Below are 16,787 nucleotides of genomic sequence, written 5' to 3'. Positions count from 1 at the left end.
GAGGGAATAAGATGAAACAACGTTTAAAACTACAGGCGCTCATTGAAATCTCGCTGTTCGCCTCGCTCGGACTGATCTTTGACATGCTCATCCCATATCGGTTGCCGCAAGGCGGAGCAGTCAGCCTGGCGATGCTGCCGATTCTCGTGATGGCGTATCGGCATGGATTGAGAGGCGGACTCGCGACAGGCGCGCTCGTCGGGACGCTACAACTGTTATTTGGGGCCTATATCTTCACACCGGTCCAGTTTTTACTCGACTACACGGTCGCCTACGGCCTCGTCGGAGTCGCCGGTATCTTCGCCGGTCAAGTCAAACAGTCGGCAAAAGACGGCGCCAAGAAAACGCTCACGTTCTATTTGATTCTCGGGGCGTTGATCGGCTCGGCGCTCCGATATGTTGCGCACGTCGTCTCCGGCATCGTCTTCTTCGCCGAGTATGCGGAAGGACCGGTCGTCTTGTACTCGCTCGGCTATAACTTGACGTATATGTTGCCGTCGTTCCTCGTCTCGGCGGTCGTGATCGTGATCTTGTTCACGTCGGCGCCGCGCTTCGCGACGCTCGCGACACGGGACATCAGATAATGCGCGTCTTGATTGTGGCTGCGAGCCCGGAAGCGGTCCCTGAGCTTCCTCGGAACGCCGATTACGTCATCGGCGTCGACGGCGGCTATCATACGCTGATCGACCGTGGGATGAAGCCGGACCTGCTCGTCGGTGACTTTGATTCGTTCACAGGCACCGTGCCGGAGGAAGCTGTCCGTTATCCGTCTGAAAAAGACGTGACCGACCTTGAGATCGCTCTCGAGGCGGCACGAGGGAAAGGGGCGGACGTGATCGACGTGTACGGTGCACTCGGAGGCAGACTCGATATGACGCTCAGCAACGTCGGTCTGCTCGAGGCGTACCCCGAGATGCGGTTGTTCGCAGACGGGCAAGAAGTCCGCCTCGTCGGAAAAGGGGACTATCGTCTCCCGCGTCGTCCTGACCATTACTTGTCGCTCGTACCTTGGAAACGGGCCTCGGTCTCGATTCGTGGCGTCAAGTACCCGCTCGAGAACCATGACGTCGTCAGCCATGAGGCGCTGACGATCTCAAACGAGTGGTCGGCGGAAGAGGCGGACTTGCTCGTTCATAGCGGCAACGTCTTGATTATGTATATAAAGAAATAAACAAAAAAAATCCCATCGGCGCATGCCGCTGGGATTTATTTCGTTCGTGTATGGTAATTATACGCGTTCAACGAGACCTGATTTAAGAGCGCGAGCTGAAACCCAAACTCGTTTAGGTTTACCGTCAACGAGAATGCGAACTTTTTGTACGTTTACACCCCAAGTACGTTTTGTCTTGTTGAGTGCGTGCGAACGGTTGTTACCTGACTTAGGTGACTTACCTGTTACGTAGCATTTACGTGCCATGCGTTTCCCCTCCTTTTTTATGTGGGTTCGTCCTAATAGACACTCGTTTATATTAGCATGGGTTTTTTCACGATGCAACTAGAAAATAACCGGATGACAAGAAAAAAACTTGACATTACGGATGAGGATTTTAATAATGAATGAGGGTTGCGGTTACAATTGACCGAGTTTAGGGGCATGTCCTTTTAATAACTAGGTACTTATTGTAGAATATACTGTAGGAATCATTCCGAATAAAGGAGGCTACTCCATATGGCAATTGAAATGAAGACAACATATGGCAATATTGATATCACGAACGACGTGGTCGCGACACTCGCGGGCGGTGCGGCGATGGAATGTTTCGGCGTCGTAGGAATGGCGTCACAAGCTCAACTGAAAGACGGGATCGCAGAACTGCTCAAACGTGAGAACTATGCGCGTGGCGTTGTCGTACGTCAAGATGGAGAAGACGTACATATCGATATGCACATCATCGTGAGCTACGGGACGAAAGTGTCGGAAGTCGCGTACAACGTGCAAAGTCGTGTAAAATACACGCTCGGTGAAACTTTAGGATTAAACGTTTCGTCGGTAAATATATTCGTACAAGGCGTTCGTCTGACGAATGACTGACGAGAACGAAGGAGGATTTGGTGTGGGGTTAAAACGTTTAGATGGATTGGTGTTTGCGCAGATGGTCGCAAACGGTGCAGCCAACTTGAGCCAAAATGCAGATTACGTGGATTCGCTTAACGTCTTCCCGGTCCCAGACGGCGACACGGGAACGAACATGAATTTGACGATGACTTCAGGTGCGAAGGAAGTGGCCGCACTCGACACGGCGAATATCGCTGACGTGTCATCAAAGTTTGCCCGCGGTCTACTTATGGGGGCCCGTGGTAATTCGGGTGTTATTTTAAGCCAATTATTCCGTGGTTTCGGTAAATCAATCGAAGGAAAGACAGAATTATCGACACTCGACTTTGCCGAGGCACTCAAACGTGGCGTCGACACGGCATACAAGGCGGTTATGAAACCGGTTGAAGGAACGATTTTGACGGTTGCTCGTGAAGCGGCCGACGAAGCGCTCCGTGCCTCTGAGTCGACGAGCGACTTCAATGAGTTCATGGAGCAAGTGATCACGGAAGCGAAAGCGTCGCTCGAGCGGACACCTGATTTGTTACCGGTCTTAAAAGAAGTCGGTGTCGTCGACTCAGGCGGTCAAGGTCTCCTCGTCATCTATGAAGGGTTCCTCGCGAGCCTTGAAGGGAAAGAGCTCGAGAAGCCGCACGCACCGGTCATGGATGCCCTCGTTGAGGCAGAACACCATGCTGCGCAAGGTTTCATGTCGACGGAAGATATCGAATTTGGATATTGCACGGAGATCATGGTCCGTTTCCAAGACGAAAAGTTGAAACAGACTCCGTTCGATGAGGACGTGTTCCGTAACGAGTTGTCTGAACTCGGAGACTCGCTCCTTGTCGTCGCCGACGAAGAGTTGCTCAAAGTCCACGTTCACGTCGAGACGCCGGGCGACGTCATCACGAAAGGACAACGTTTTGGTGAGCTTGTCGCGGTCAAGATCGAGAACATGCGTCAACAGCATTCGACGATTCTTGAAGAAGAGCACGGTGCCAACCAGCACGGCGTTCAAGCGACTGCCGTCAAAGCGAAAGTGCCTTACGCGATCGTCACCGTCGCCATGGGTGAAGGTGTCAGTGAACTGTTCCGTTCGCTCGGTGCCGCACATGTCATCGAAGGCGGGCAGACGATGAACCCGTCGACGGAAGACATCGTCAAAGCGATTGAAGCGGCGAACGCCGAGCACGTCTTCATCTTCCCGAACAACTCGAACATCATCATGGCCGCTGAGCAAGCGGCATCGGTCGCACCTTGCGGCGTCTCGGTCATTCCGACGAAGACGGTACCACAAGGACTAGCGGCTGCCATCGCGTTCAATCCTGAAGCGGATGTCGAGACGAACGAGTCGGTCATGAAGACGGCCGCAACTACGGTCAAGTCAGGACAAGTGACATACGCTGTCCGTGACACGAGTATCGACGGTGTCGAGATTCGTAAAGATGATCATATGGCGATTGCTGAGAAGAAAATCGTCGCATCATCAAAATCGAGTCTAGAAGCGGCAAAAGCGCTCGTAGATGCACTTGTGGACGCGGATGATGAGATTGTCACGATCTTGACGGGCGAAGGTTCGTCGGCGGAAGATGTCGCAACACTCTCGGCTTACATCGAATCGAAGAACGATGAGATTGAAATCGAAGTTCACGACGGTAAACAACCGCTCTACTCCTACATTTTTAGTGTGGAATAAGCTGTATCTCAGCCCTGCCTTCTGTATAATGAAGGTAGGGTTTTTTTGAAAGGGGGAAATGCGATGAAATATCGCAGTGTGTTTGATATTATCGGGCCGGTCATGGTCGGACCATCGAGTTCGCATACGGCCGGAGCCGCACGCATCGGTCTTATGGCCGGCAAACTGTTCGGCCGAACGCCGGACCTCGCGCGGATCACGTTTTACGGGTCGTTCGCCGACACGTATCGAGGTCATGGGACGGACGTCGCCATCGTCGGAGGCATCATGGGGTTCGATACGTTCGATCTGCGCATCCCGCAAGCGCTCGACATCGCGAAAGAGCGGGGGATCGAAGTCGTCTTTGAGACGAGCGACGCGCTCACGGATCATCCGAACACGGCCCGGGTTCATCTCGAGGACGCGGAGGGGACGTTTGAGATCGTTGGGATCTCGATTGGCGGTGGCACGATTGAAATCACCGAATTGAACGGATTCCCGCTCAAGCTTTCCGGCGGTGGACCGGCACTTGTCGTCTTGCATCACGATCGCTTCGGGGCGATCGCGGCCGTGACGGGCATACTCGCCAAGCACGAACTGAACATCGGGCATATGGAAGTGAGCCGTCATGAAAAAGGCAAGCAAGCCTTGATGGCGATTGAAATGGATGAACCGATGCCAAAAGATGTATTAGCGGAACTGGAACGGTTACCTCAAATCGAACGGGTAGCCATCTTTGGGGAATAAGGAGAAACGACTATGTTTAAATCAGTAGAAGAATTAGTACGGACGGCAACGGAACGAGACATCCCGATCTCTGAAGTGATGATCGAGCAAGAAGTCCACGTCAGACGCTCGACACGAGAAGAGGTCATGGCGATGATGGAACGTAACCTTGAAGTGATGGAAGAAGCGGTCGAGCGGGCGATGCAAGGCGTGACGTCTGTGACGGGGCTGACTGGGAATGACGCCGTGCTCATGCAAGACTATGTCCGATCGGGCAAATCACTTGCCGGTGACTTGATTTTAGATGCCGTCGCCAAAGCGATTGGCACGAACGAAGTGAATGCGGCGATGGGACGGATTTGCGCGACACCGACGGCGGGGAGCGCCGGGGTCGTACCGGGGACGCTATTTGCGGTCAAGGACCGTCTCGAGATGGACCGCGATGCGATGATTCGGTATTTATTCACCTCGGGCGCGTTCGGATTCGTCGTCGCGAACAACGCCTCGATTTCGGGTGCGGCCGGAGGCTGTCAGGCCGAAGTCGGTTCCGCGACCGGTATGGCTGCAGCAGCCATCGTCGAAGCGGCCGGCGGGACGCCGGAACAGTCGGCGACGGCGTTTGCGATCGCCTTGAAAAACATGCTCGGGCTCGTCTGCGATCCGGTAGCGGGTCTTGTCGAAGTACCTTGCGTCAAACGGAACGCCATGGGTGGGGCGAACGCGGTTGTCGCGGCTGATATGGCGCTCGCGGGCATCACGTCCCGCATCCCGTGCGATGAAGTCATCTCAGCGATGTACGAGATCGGTCAAATGATGCCGACCGCCTTGAAAGAGACGGCACGGGGCGGACTCGCCAATACACCGACAGCACGTCGGATCGAACGCAATATTTTTGGAGAGAAAGAAAATGCCAAACAGTGACGCGTTGACGACGCTCCGAGGGGTCGGGCCAGAGATGGCCAAAAAACTAGAGACGATGGGTCTCGAACGAATCGAGGACGTGCTAGAGCACGTCCCGTTTCGTTATGAAAATTATAACAGCGGCACCGTGACGACGGCAGTCCACGGGGACCTGGTCAAATGGAGTGGGACCGTTCAAGCGGAACCGCTCGTCCGCTATTATAGTAAAGGCAAAAATCGACTTCAGTTCCGGCTGTTGTTAGAAGAGCGCTACGTCGTCCATGTGACGATGTTCAACCGCGCTTTCTATAAAGACAAACTGGCGCTTGGTGCGACGGTGACGGTCAAAGGGAAATGGGATATGAACCGGATGACGATCAGTGCGACCGATCTCGAGTTCGGTGAGCTCGAGGACGGGTTACAGCCGATCTATTCGCTTCGTGCCGGATTGACGCAAAAGAATTTCAGTCGAATCGTCAAACTCGCCTTCGATCAGACGACGACGTTTGAGGACCGGCTGCCGGAATCAATCCGCTTGCGTTACCGCTTGGAGAACCGGGCGTCGATGCTCAGAGGGATGCATTTCCCTGATTCGATCGAGATGTACAAACAAGCGCGCCGCAGTTATGTGTACGAAGAATGCCTGCTTTATCAATTGAAGCTTCAGGCGTTTCGAAAGATGGAACGTTCCGGGAAAGGGAGGGCGCTCACGCTCGAAAAAACGCAACTCAACGAGTTCGTCAAGCGGCTCGCTTTCCCGTTGACGGGTGCACAGACGCGCGTCATTCGTGAGATCGTGAGTGATATCGAGAAGCCCGAACGCATGAATCGCCTGTTGCAAGGGGATGTCGGGAGCGGGAAGACAGTCGTTGCCGCGATCGCCTTGTATGCGACAGTGAACGCGGGTTATCAAGGCGCGCTCATGGTGCCGACCGAAATTTTGGCCGAGCAGCATGTCGCTTCGCTTGAACAACTGTTCGAGCCGTACGGGATCCGTGTCGCCTTATTGACGAGTTCGGTCAAAGGGAAGGCGCGCGCTACGTTGCTCGAAGCGATCAAAGCCGGTGACGTCGACATCATCGTCGGCACGCACGCCTTGATTCAAGGGCCGGTTGAGTTTTCGCGTCTGCACTTGGCGATCACGGATGAGCAACACCGGTTCGGCGTCGAGCAGCGGAAAATGTTACGAGACAAGGCTGATCTTGCGGACGTCTTGTATATGACGGCGACGCCGATTCCGCGGACGCTCGCGATCAGCGCGTTCGGGGAGATGGATGTGTCGACAATCGATGAGATGCCGGCAGGCCGGAAGCCGATCGAGACGTATTGGGCGAAAACGGATCAAATCGACCGGGTGCATGTGATGGTCGAGCGCGAACTGTCACTCGGACGTCAAGCGTACGTCATCGCGCCATTGATCGAGGAATCCGATACGCTCGAAGTCGAGAGCGCAACCGAGTTGTATCATTTACTCAATGAGCGATTCCCGAACTATGCGGTCGGACTCATGCACGGAAAACTGTCGAGTGCCGAGAAAGATGAAGTGATGAAGGCGTTCGCTGACAACTCCCTGCAAATTCTCGTGTCGACGACGGTCGTCGAGGTCGGGGTGAACGTGCCGAACGCCTCGCTCATCGTGATCCACGATGCGGAACGGTTCGGTTTGGCCCAGCTCCATCAGTTACGGGGACGCGTCGGTCGAGGCGCACATCAATCTTATTGTATATTAGTAGGAGACCCGAAGTCTGATGTCGGGAAGCTCCGCTTGAAGACGATGACGGAGACGAACGACGGATTCGTGTTAGCGGAAAAAGATTTAGAACTCCGCGGCGCCGGCGACTTCTTTGGGACAGCCCAAAGCGGGTTGCCGAGTTTCCGTGTCGCCGACCCGGTGCTCGACCTCAAAGTGATGGAAGTGGCGATGCAAGACGCCGTCCGCTTGCTCGGCAGCGAGACGTTTTGGCAGGAGTCCTCGTACAGACCGCTGCGTCAATACTTGAAGCGACTCGACTTACTTGTCGGCGAAAGGTTAGAATAACACTTGAAAATTAAAACTAAAGAATATATACTGCTATTAGTACCAGGTATTAAGTTCTTTAGGGAAGAGTTTAGGAGGGAACTGAATGCGGGTACCTAAGAAGGAGCGGCAACGCTTACTGCAAGAAACGATTGAACATAACCCGTTCATTAAAGACGACGAACTGTCGAAGCAGTTCGCCGTCAGCATTCAAACGATCCGTCTTGATCGGATGGAGCTTAAAATTCCTGAAGTCCGGGAACGGATCAAGCATGTTGCTTCAGAGCACCTCGATGAAGTGAAGTCGCTCGCAATGAGCGAGGTCATCGGTGATATGATTGACTTGAAACTCGACGAATCGGCCATCTCGGTTCTCGACATGGAAAGAGAACACGTCTTTAGCCGCAACGAGATCGCCCGTGGACACGTTTTGTTCGCTCAGGCCAACTCGTTAGCGGTGGCGCTCATCGACGACGAACTGGCGTTGACCACTAAAGCGGAAATCCGGTTTAGTCGCCAAGTTCATCTCGGAGAGCGAGTCGTTGCCAAGGCTCGTGTTGTCAAACTGCGTCGAGACGGACGGACGGACGTCTCAGTGGATAGTTATGTCGGCGAAGAGTGTGTCTTTAGCGGAGACTTCACGATTTATCGTCGCGGTGAGGAGGAACAAGTATGAAGTTAGCAATTGATGCAATGGGTGGGGATCATGCCCCAAAAGCAATCGTGGACGGCGTAAAACAATTTGCTGAACGTTTTCCGGACGAGCAGATGGAACTGTTTCTAGTCGGTGATGGAGTGTTGCTTGCGTCCTACGGGTTGACCGACCCACGGATTACAATCGTTCCTGCGAGCGAAGTCATCACAGGCGAAGATGAACCGGTCCGGGCGGTTCGCCGGAAGAAAGACAGCTCGCTCGTCGTAGCGGCTCAGCTCGTCAAAGACGGGAAAGCAGATGGACTCGTATCGGCCGGGAACACCGGGGCGCTCATGGCGGTTTCGCTTTTTGTCATCGGTCGGATTCCTGGAATCGAACGTCCGGCACTGTCGCCAACGTTCCCTACATATACGGGTAGCGGTGTCGTCGTCTTAGACGTCGGGGCCAATCCGGACGCTAAGGCAGAACATTTGGTTGATTACGCGATCATGGGTTCGCTTTACGCCGAGCACGTCCGCGGCATCAAGCGCCCACGTGTCGCGCTCCTAAACATTGGGACGGAGGCTGGGAAAGGAAACGCGCTGACGAAAGAAGCGTTCCCCCTCCTCGAACAGGCTCCGGTCCACTTCGTCGGAAACGTCGAGGCCCGCGAGGCGATGTCAGGTGACGTCGATGTCATCGTGACAGAAGGATTTGCCGGAAACATTTTGTTGAAAGGTGTGGAGGGTGCTTCGTCAATGCTCATGAAAATGTTGAAAGAACAGTTCACGAGCGATATTGTCTCGAAGCTTGCCGCTCTCGTCTTAAAACCGAAACTGAAAAACTTGAAACAAACATTAGATTATCGTGAGCAAGGTGGTGCGGGCTTGTTCGGAATCAACGCCCCCGTCATCAAAGCGCACGGGTCGAGTGACGCACTAGCCATCATGAGTGCGCTCAAACAGGCGAAAATCATGGTTGACCATGATGTCGTCGCGAAGATCAAACAAGCGAAAGCAACAGACTAACGTAAAGAAGGTGAGTACATGAGAGAAGCGTGGATATTTCCCGGCCAAGGGTCACAAACAGTCGGTATGGGTCAAACGTTCTTAGACGATCCTGAACAGATGCAAGCGATCGATCGTCGACTCGGATTTGATTTGCTCGACGTCATGGCGGCCGGATCAAAAGAAGAGCTTCAACAAACGGAAGTCGCACAACCTGCCATCGTGGCGCACGCGGCGCTGCTCGCGCTCGCACACGGGAAGACCGGTGCCAAACCGGACGTCGTGATTGGCCATAGTGTCGGTGAGTATGCGGCACTCGTCGTCGCGGGCGTCATCGATCTCGAAGAAGCGTGTGTGCTCGTACGTGAGCGCGGTAAGCTCATGTCCGAGGTGAAGGATGGAACGATGGCAGCGGTCATCGGCATGACCGATGTCGCAGAAGCGTTCCACTTGACCGAGAAGATCAGTGCCAGCGGAAACCTTGTACAAATCGCCAATTACAACTGTCCGGGCCAGTTCGTCATTTCGGGTCACGTCGACGCGGTCAAACAAGCAGAGGCAGACTTAAAACAGGCTGGGGCGAAACGCGTGTTGCCGCTAGACGTGTCAGGCGCGTTTCATAGCTCGTATATGATGCCTGCTGCGACACGGTTTAAAGATGTGCTCGCATCGTCACCGTTCAAAGATGCGACGATTGGGATCATTTCGAACGTCGACGCGGCGGTCCATACTGACGCCGAGAAACTAAAGGCTCTTCTCACCGAGCAACTGTACGCCTCGGTCCGGTTTGAGGACTGTGTCCGGAAAGCGATTGCTGAGGGGGTCGATACGTTCATCGAGTTCGGTTCGACGTCACCGTTGTCCGGGCTCATCAAACGAATCGATAAAAACGTGACACTTAAACAAGTGACGACGTTAGAAGAGGTTGCAGCGTTAGGGGGAGAAGTGCGTGCATGACCAAGTAGCAATCGTGACGGGTGCGTCCCGGGGTATCGGGGCCGCCATCGCGAAGCGTTTAGGGGAAGACGGCTTTCGAGTCGTCGTCAATTACTCGGGTAGTGTCGAGCAAGCAAAAGCAGTCGTTGCAGCCATTGAAGCGGCGGGCAGCGAGGCGATCGCCGTCAAAGCGGACGTCTCGAACGCTGACGATGTGAAAGCACTCGTCAAGACGGCAGTCGATACGTTCGGCCGTTTGGATTGCCTCGTCAACAACGCCGGGATCACACGAGACGGTCTGCTCATGCGCATGAAAGAGACCGACTTTGACGATGTGCTCGCGACGAACTTGAAAGGCGCGTTCTTGACGTCGCAAGCGGCGACGCGTCCGCTCCTCAAGTCGAAATCAGGGCGCATCATCAACATCGCCTCGGTCGTCGGAATCACGGGGAACGCCGGACAAGCGAACTATGCGGCAGCGAAAGCTGGACTCATCGGACTCACAAAATCGGTGGCGCGCGAGCTCGCGGCCCGTCACGTGACGGTGAACGCGGTCTGTCCAGGCTTTATCGAGACCGACATGACCGGTGCGTTGACAGACGCGCAGCGCGAAGCGACGCTCGGACAAATTCCGTTCAATCGCTTCGGCCAAGTCGAAGACGTGGCGAGCATCGTCTCGTTTCTCGCGTCAAGCGAGGCCGCTTACGTGACCGGGCAGACAATCGCCGTCGACGGCGGCATGACGATGGCGTAAAAACAGAACTTTACCAATTGTAGTACATTTAATATAATTTACTTTGGAGGGATTTTATCATGACAAAAGAACAAATCTTAGTAGACGTACAAGCAGCAGTAGCAGAGAAACTCGGGAAAGACGTTTCTGAAATCACAGCCGAAAAATCATTTAAAGACGACCTTGGTGCGGACTCGCTCGAAGTGATGGAAATGGTCATGGACCTTGAAGACAAGTTCGATATCACTATCGAAGACGAAGATGCCGAGAAGCTTGCAACTGTGGGCGACGTCGTGTCTTACATCGAAACAAAATTGTAATCAAGCCTCCCACCGCTCATAATGAGCGGTGGGCTTGTGCTTATACACGGAGGGACTTATGACAAAGGATAAGCGACGGTTCGACCGTCAAGGGTCGGCGCAAAGACGCCGACGAAATGAAGTGGAGCGAGCACGCATCGTGGAGAAGTTCACGGCACTCGAGGAACGGCTCGGTGTGAAGTTTACGAACCAAGAACTGTTAATGCAGGCGTTCACCCATTCATCATATGTCAATGAACAACGCGGCTTGAAAAAAGACAATGAACGGTTAGAGTTTTTAGGAGACGCGGTGCTCGAGTTGACAGTGTCCCGGTTTTTATATGAGACGTATCCGGAGCGCTCCGAGGGGGAATTAACGAAGTTACGGGCGGCCATCGTTTGTGAGCCGTCGCTCGTGAACTTTGCCGAAGCCTACGCTTTCTCTGATTTTATCTTGCTTGGAAAAGGGGAAGAGCTGACGGGCGGACGGAAACGTCCCGCGTTACTCGCCGATGTGTTCGAATCATACATCGCCGCCCTCTACCTTGACCAAGGGATCGAACCAGTAGAACAGTTCCTCGCCGAAGCGGTTTTTCCGAAAGTCTTAGCCGGTGTGTTTGAAGAGCAGACCGATTATAAGAGTCAACTTCAAGAGAGTGTACAGCGCGAAGGGCTCGGCCCGGTCACGTATACGATCATCGAAGAACGCGGTCCGGCCCATAGCCGTGAATTCGTCTCCCACGCTCGTCTCAGTGACGATATCGTCGGCGAAGGGATCGGTCGTTCGAAGAAAGAAGCCGAGCAGATCGCGGCTAAAGAAGCGTTGATCGAATTCAATCGGCGATACGCCGGCCTATAAAAAAAGGAGTGGACCCGCGCGGGTCCACTCCTTTTGGTTACGTCAATTGGCCAAGTTCTTCGACGAGACCGTCGACTTCAGAGATCGAGAGTGATGACCGGTTCATCACGTAGTCGTAAATCTCTTTCACGGCCGATGCATCGGCTTTGTTATATTCTTCCGCCTTGATCGCACCGCGGTTGATGATGTTCATTTTATCGAGGATTTCCTCGATCATTTGTTCATTCGTCATGTGTAGTACCCCTTTCTACAGTTCTTTTTAGAATAGCATGATTCTAGCATTTTGACGAACTAGCAACTGTGGTAAAATAAACAAATGAATGCTTACTTAGGATAGGATGGTCACGATGCACTTAAAACGAATCGAACTCGCTGGCTTTAAATCGTTTGCCAAGCGGATTGAACTAGATTTCCGTCCCGGCGTGACAGCCGTGGTTGGACCGAACGGGAGCGGGAAATCAAATATATCGGACGCTGTTCGCTGGGTACTCGGCGAACAGTCGGCCAAATCGCTCCGTGGGGCGAAAATGGAAGATGTCATCTTTGCCGGTAGCGAAGGCGAGAACCACCGCAACGTCGCCGAAGTGACGCTCGTTTTAGATAATAGCGATGCGCACTTGCGCCTGCCATATGAAGAAGTGAGCGTGACGAGACGCGTGACGCGCAGTGGCGACAGCGACTATTTCATGAATAAAAAGCCGTGCCGCCTGAAAGACGTCATCGACTTGTTCATGGATACGGGTTTGTCCCGTGACGCGTTTGCGATCATCGGGCAAGGACGGGTCGAACAAGTCATCTCGGGTAAACCGGAAGATCGTCGCGCCGTCATTGAAGAAGCGGCCGGCGTGCTGAAGTACCGCCAACGCAAAAAACAAGCGGAACGAAAGTTGCAAGACACCGAGCTGAACTTGTCGCGCGTCGACGATATCTTATACGAACTTGCCGACCGGGTCGAACCGCTTCGTGAACAAGCGGCACTCGCTCGAGAGTTCCAAGTCGCCAAGGCACGGCATGATGACCTCGAGACCGGGATTCTCGGTGCCGAGATCACTGAGCTCAAGGCGAAGATCACTTTCGCCACAACACAACAGACGGCAGCAGAAGAACAGTTACGCAACCAAGAAGCGGCGCTGAACGCGCTCGTCACCGAACGGGCTGCGCTCGAGGGAACATTGACTGAGCATCGTGCCGTCCTCGAGACGCTCCATCAGGATGAGCGTCTTCAAGCGACTGAGCTCGAACGGCTCTCAGGAGATATTAAACTCGCCAAAGCGCGAGAAGAACACGGGGCAGAGACGAAAGAACGACTCGAGCGCCAACGTGCGGAGTTGGTCGAAGAGACAGAGCAGTTGCAGTCGCGATTGTCGGTCGCTCAAACGGACAAAGCTTTGAAGTCAGAAGCGTTGCAGACCGTTGAGGCGACACGTGACGAGCTCGCGCGGAAGCTTACGGCGGCGACTCGCGATTTCAACGCGGAGATCGAACAGCTTCAAAGTGAAGCGTTCGAACTGGCAACGACACGAGCCACGCTCAGCAACCAACAGAAACGGGAACGACGTGACATCGAGCAGGCAGAGGAAGCGAAAGCACGTCTCCTGCGTGAGAACAAGGACCGGCTTGACGTTCGAACCGAACAGACCGCCTCGCTCGATGCAAACCGAGATCGTCTTGAAGCGGCACGTGCGGCTTGGCAGGAACTGTTGGCCGAAGAAGAGGCATTGGTCGCTAAGGAAGTCGCGCTTCGAGAAAAGTTGTCGCGAGCCGAACAATCGTATCACGACCTCGACCGGCGCCGTCAAAAGACCGAAGACCGAATCGACATGTTAGAGCGGATGAAGCAGTCATACGAAGGGTATTTCCATGCCGTCAAATTCGTATTGAAAGACCGTGCGAGCGGCGTGCTCGGAGCGGTTGCAGAGCTGATTCAAGTGCTCCCATCATATGAGGCCGCCATCGAGACGGCACTCGGTCAAACGCAACAACACGTCGTCGTTGAAGATGAAGCGGTCGGACGCCGTGAGATCGACAAGTTGCGCCGGGCTAATGCCGGGCGGGCTACGTTCGTCCCGATGACGACGGTGAAAGAGCGCTTTATCCCGAGCGAGGTCGCCCATCGTCTCGAGGCGATGGATGGCTTCGTCGGCATCGCATCCGATCTCGTGACGACGGAACCTTTGTTTGACAAATTGAAACGGTCCTTGCTCGGGGCCGTTATCGTGGCCAAGACGCTCGAGGTCGCGAACCGGATCGCTCAGACGACGGGCTATCGCTACCGGATCGTCACGCTCGACGGCGATATCGTCAATGTCGGTGGTTCGATGACAGGGGGGAGCCGGAAACAAGGCGTCGCCCTGTTCACCCAGTCAAGAGAGCTCGATGATTTGAAACAAGGATTGACGCAAGGGTTGGCCATGCTGCACGAACAGCAGCTTCGTGTGACCGAGTATGAAGCGGAGACGAGTCGTCTCAAACAGTCGCTCCACGCGCTCAGAACACGGAAACGGCAAGAGGAAGAGGCGCTTCGGGCGTTAGAGACCTCGTTCCGGGAATTAGAGCGGACGACCCAGGACGCGAAAGCACAACTCGAACTGTTCGATCACGAGATGAATCGCTATACGCATACGATTGAAACATCTTCGGCAGAATTGACGCGCCTCGCAAGTGAACTCGAGGCGACGGAAGTGTTGCAGACGTCGCTGCGGACAGAGCTCGAGCAGTTGCGTGCGGAGCAGGCGAAAGGCGCGGAGACGACGGGGCAATTGCAAGAGGCAATCCGTCTAAACGAGCTCGACCTGCAACGTCATACGCTTGACCTGGATCGGGTGAATACGGAAGTCGAACGGCTCGTTGCCGAAGTCGACAAACAGACGACCCGACTCGATCAAATCAAACACGAACTCGAGCGGCTCGAAAGCGGACGGATCGTCTCATCCGCGGAACTTCGAATCGAGCATGACGAGGCGACGGAGCTGATGAAAGTGTTGACAGGGCGAATTGAAGCGCAGTCGCAAACGCTGAAAACAGAGGAAGAGTCACACCGTATCCTCAGGCAGCGTGAGCAGCAGGCGACGGACGTTCGCCGCCAATTCGAGGCCGACGTCCGTAAGCTTGAAACTGAGGCGAATGAACTCGAGTTGAAACAGCAGTGGAAACTAGACGCCCTCGAAGAACGTGGACTCGTCTACGACCTGCTCCCGGTATTATCGATCCCGCTCGACGAGGCGAAAGAAGAGTTCAAGTTGCTCGTCCGTCAAATCGAGGAGATCGGACCGGTCAACTTGAGTGCGATCGAAGAGTTTGAACTCGTCAATGAACGGTTCACGTTCTTGTCTGAACAGCGAGACGATCTCGTCAATGCGAAACAGGACCTGTACGACGTCATCTCCGAAATGGACCGAGAAGTGACACGGTTGTTCAACGAGACGTATGCGACCGTCCGCGCGCATTTCAAACAGACGTTCAAAGAACTGTTCGGAGGCGGCGAGGCCGACCTTAAACTCGTCGATGCGACCGATTTATTAAACACAGGAATCGATATCGTCGCCAAACCGCCCGGCAAAAAGTTACAGACGTTAAGTCTGTTGTCTGGTGGCGAACGGGCACTGACCGCCATCGCGCTCTTATTTGCGATTTTAAAGACGCGCCCTGTCCCGTTCTGCGTGCTCGACGAGGTCGAAGCAGCGCTCGACGAGGCGAACGTCCACCGGTTCGGTGAATACGTCCGCACGTTGTCAATCGATACACAGTTCGTCATCATCACCCACCGTAAAGGGACGATGGAGGCGGCCGACACGCTCTATGGCGTGACGATGCAACAAAACGGTGTCTCGGAGGTACTTTCGGTCGAATTATCAGAAGCGAAACGTGTCGTCGAGACAGAAGAAGAGATGGAGGAATTGACTTGAGTTTTTTCAAAAAATTAAAAGATAAATTGACGACCTCGACCCAAGAGGTGTCGCAAAAATTTACAGACGGATTGACGAAAACACGTGACGGGTTCGCGAGCGCCGTCAACGACCTCGTCTATCGGTTCCGTGAAGTCGATGAGGACTTCTTCGATGAACTTGAAGATTTGCTCATCCAGGCGGACGTCGGCGTGACGACGACGATGGACCTCGTCGAGGATTTAAAAGAAGAAGTGAAGCGTCGCAATTTGAAAGACCCGGTCGCCGTCCGCGACGCCCTCGTCGAAGTCGTGGCGAAACGTCTACAAGAAGACGAGTCAGACCGCGAGTTGAACATGCAGGACGGGTTGACGGTCATCTTGTTCGTCGGTGTGAACGGTGTCGGCAAGACGACGACAATCGGAAAACTCGCCCATCAGTTGAAAGCAGAAGGTCGTTCGGTCATGCTTGCGGCGGGAGATACGTTCCGGGCCGGCGCGATCGACCAGCTGCAAGTATGGGGTGAACGTGCCGGTGTCCCGGTCATTCGTCAAGCGGAAGGGTCAGACCCGGCCGCGGTCGTGTTTGATGCTGTCCAAGCCGCGAAGTCACGCGGTGTCGACGTCTTGATTTGCGATACGGCAGGGCGACTCCAAAACAAGGTCAACTTGATGAAAGAGCTCGAGAAAGTGAAACGGGTCATCGAACGCGAAGTGCCAAACGGTCCGCACGAAGTCTTGCTCGCGTTAGACGCGACGACGGGACAGAACGCGATGCTTCAAGCGAAAGCGTTTCAGGAAGCGACGAACGTGAGCGGGATCGTGCTCACGAAGTTAGACGGGACGGCCAAAGGCGGCATCGTCCTCGCGATCAGAAACGAGCTCGATATCCCGGTCAAATACGTCGGTCTCGGTGAAAAAATTGATGATTTACAGGCGTTCGACCCAGAGCAGTTCGTCCTCGGACTATTCGGTGACGTATTTGAAGAAAAAGACCAGACAAACGATGACCTCGCCTAACTTTCACTGTTAAGAAAAAAACTTGACAAGACGTTAGGACGGCTGTACTATTGTTAGTTGTAA

17 protein-coding genes are annotated in these 16,787 nt (G+C 54.2%); 15 read left to right on the top strand and 2 right to left on the bottom strand.

The window, feature by feature from the left end; genetic code table 11:
• The first annotated feature begins 11 nt into the window (after positions 1-11).
• Both thiT and EVJ30_RS00760 read left to right on the top strand, forming a co-directional pair.
• Positions 12-584: an energy-coupled thiamine transporter ThiT gene (gene thiT, locus EVJ30_RS00765; RefSeq protein WP_236633994.1), complete on the top strand. Its 573-nt coding sequence runs from the start codon at positions 12-14 to the stop codon at positions 582-584.
• Positions 584-1,171 carry a thiamine diphosphokinase gene (locus tag EVJ30_RS00760; RefSeq protein WP_131467782.1) on the top strand — a complete coding sequence of 196 codons (588 nt, stop codon included), beginning with the start codon at positions 584-586 and terminating at the stop codon, positions 1,169-1,171. The genes thiT and EVJ30_RS00760 overlap by 1 nt, the downstream gene beginning before the upstream one ends.
• 57 nt (positions 1,172-1,228) lie before the next feature.
• Here the strand turns inward: EVJ30_RS00760 and rpmB are convergent, their stop codons facing one another.
• Complete coding sequence (gene rpmB, locus EVJ30_RS00755) at positions 1,229-1,417, bottom strand: 50S ribosomal protein L28 (RefSeq protein WP_015881349.1); 189 nt, start codon at positions 1,415-1,417, stop codon at positions 1,229-1,231.
• Between the two features lie 252 nt (positions 1,418-1,669).
• Here rpmB and EVJ30_RS00750 point away from each other — a divergent pair, with 252 nt between their 5' ends.
• From EVJ30_RS00750 to rnc, 11 genes are all read left to right on the top strand, one after another.
• Complete coding sequence (locus EVJ30_RS00750) at positions 1,670-2,032, top strand: Asp23/Gls24 family envelope stress response protein (RefSeq protein WP_016509701.1); 363 nt, start codon at positions 1,670-1,672, stop codon at positions 2,030-2,032.
• A gap of 22 nt (positions 2,033-2,054) precedes the next feature.
• The gene (locus EVJ30_RS00745; protein ID WP_201738391.1) at positions 2,055-3,731 is read left to right on the top strand and encodes a DAK2 domain-containing protein; all 1,677 of its coding nucleotides are present in this window, start codon (positions 2,055-2,057) and stop codon (positions 3,729-3,731) included.
• 63 nt (positions 3,732-3,794) lie between these two features.
• Positions 3,795-4,457, top strand: a complete 663-nt coding sequence (gene sdaAB, locus EVJ30_RS00740) for an L-serine ammonia-lyase, iron-sulfur-dependent subunit beta (protein WP_035386362.1) — start codon at positions 3,795-3,797, stop codon at positions 4,455-4,457.
• Between the two features lie 12 nt (positions 4,458-4,469).
• Positions 4,470-5,357 carry an L-serine ammonia-lyase, iron-sulfur-dependent, subunit alpha gene (sdaAA, locus tag EVJ30_RS00735; RefSeq protein WP_131456232.1) on the top strand — a complete coding sequence of 296 codons (888 nt, stop codon included), beginning with the start codon at positions 4,470-4,472 and terminating at the stop codon, positions 5,355-5,357.
• The gene (recG, locus tag EVJ30_RS00730) at positions 5,344-7,374 is read left to right on the top strand and encodes an ATP-dependent DNA helicase RecG (RefSeq protein ID WP_131467780.1); all 2,031 of its coding nucleotides are present in this window, start codon (positions 5,344-5,346) and stop codon (positions 7,372-7,374) included. Before sdaAA ends, recG begins: the two co-directional genes overlap by 14 nt.
• An 85-nt stretch (positions 7,375-7,459) precedes the next feature.
• Positions 7,460-8,029, top strand: a complete 570-nt coding sequence (fapR, locus tag EVJ30_RS00725; RefSeq protein ID WP_016509712.1) for a transcription factor FapR — start codon at positions 7,460-7,462, stop codon at positions 8,027-8,029.
• Positions 8,026-9,015 (top strand): phosphate acyltransferase PlsX, encoded by a 990-nt coding sequence (gene plsX / locus EVJ30_RS00720; RefSeq protein ID WP_131467778.1) that lies wholly within the window; start codon positions 8,026-8,028, stop codon positions 9,013-9,015. The genes fapR and plsX overlap by 4 nt, the downstream gene beginning before the upstream one ends.
• Before the next feature lie 18 nt (positions 9,016-9,033).
• Positions 9,034-9,951: an ACP S-malonyltransferase gene (gene fabD / locus EVJ30_RS00715; protein ID WP_131467775.1), complete on the top strand. Its 918-nt coding sequence runs from the start codon at positions 9,034-9,036 to the stop codon at positions 9,949-9,951.
• A complete protein-coding gene (fabG, locus tag EVJ30_RS00710) occupies positions 9,944-10,684 on the top strand; it encodes a 3-oxoacyl-[acyl-carrier-protein] reductase (RefSeq protein ID WP_070327516.1) in 741 nt (246 codons plus the stop codon). Before fabD ends, fabG begins: the two co-directional genes overlap by 8 nt.
• Positions 10,685-10,743: 59 nt before the next feature.
• The gene (gene acpP, locus EVJ30_RS00705; protein WP_016509693.1) at positions 10,744-10,983 is read left to right on the top strand and encodes an acyl carrier protein; all 240 of its coding nucleotides are present in this window, start codon (positions 10,744-10,746) and stop codon (positions 10,981-10,983) included.
• A 121-nt stretch (positions 10,984-11,104) separates the two neighbouring features.
• Positions 11,105-11,821, top strand: a complete 717-nt coding sequence (gene rnc / locus EVJ30_RS00700; protein WP_370250773.1) for a ribonuclease III — start codon at positions 11,105-11,107, stop codon at positions 11,819-11,821.
• Between the two features lie 37 nt (positions 11,822-11,858).
• On the opposite strand, the gene EVJ30_RS00695 is transcribed toward rnc, so the two are convergent.
• Positions 11,859-12,053, bottom strand: a complete 195-nt coding sequence (locus tag EVJ30_RS00695; RefSeq protein WP_016509709.1) for a DUF1128 family protein — start codon at positions 12,051-12,053, stop codon at positions 11,859-11,861.
• Between the two features lie 106 nt (positions 12,054-12,159).
• Here EVJ30_RS00695 and smc point away from each other — a divergent pair, with 106 nt between their 5' ends.
• Positions 12,160-15,726 (top strand): chromosome segregation protein SMC, encoded by a 3,567-nt coding sequence (gene smc, locus EVJ30_RS00690; RefSeq protein ID WP_131467773.1) that lies wholly within the window; start codon positions 12,160-12,162, stop codon positions 15,724-15,726.
• Positions 15,723-16,724 (top strand): signal recognition particle-docking protein FtsY, encoded by a 1,002-nt coding sequence (gene ftsY, locus EVJ30_RS00685; RefSeq protein ID WP_131456221.1) that lies wholly within the window; start codon positions 15,723-15,725, stop codon positions 16,722-16,724. Before smc ends, ftsY begins: the two co-directional genes overlap by 4 nt.
• Positions 16,725-16,787 lie beyond the last annotated feature (63 nt).

It is taken from the genome of Exiguobacterium sp. SH5S13 (assembly GCF_004337085.1).
Taxonomy (GTDB): domain Bacteria; phylum Bacillota; class Bacilli; order Exiguobacteriales; family Exiguobacteriaceae; genus Exiguobacterium; species Exiguobacterium aurantiacum_A.
Note: the sequence above shows the minus strand (reverse complement) of the source record. Positions and strands in the feature narration are given on the sequence as shown.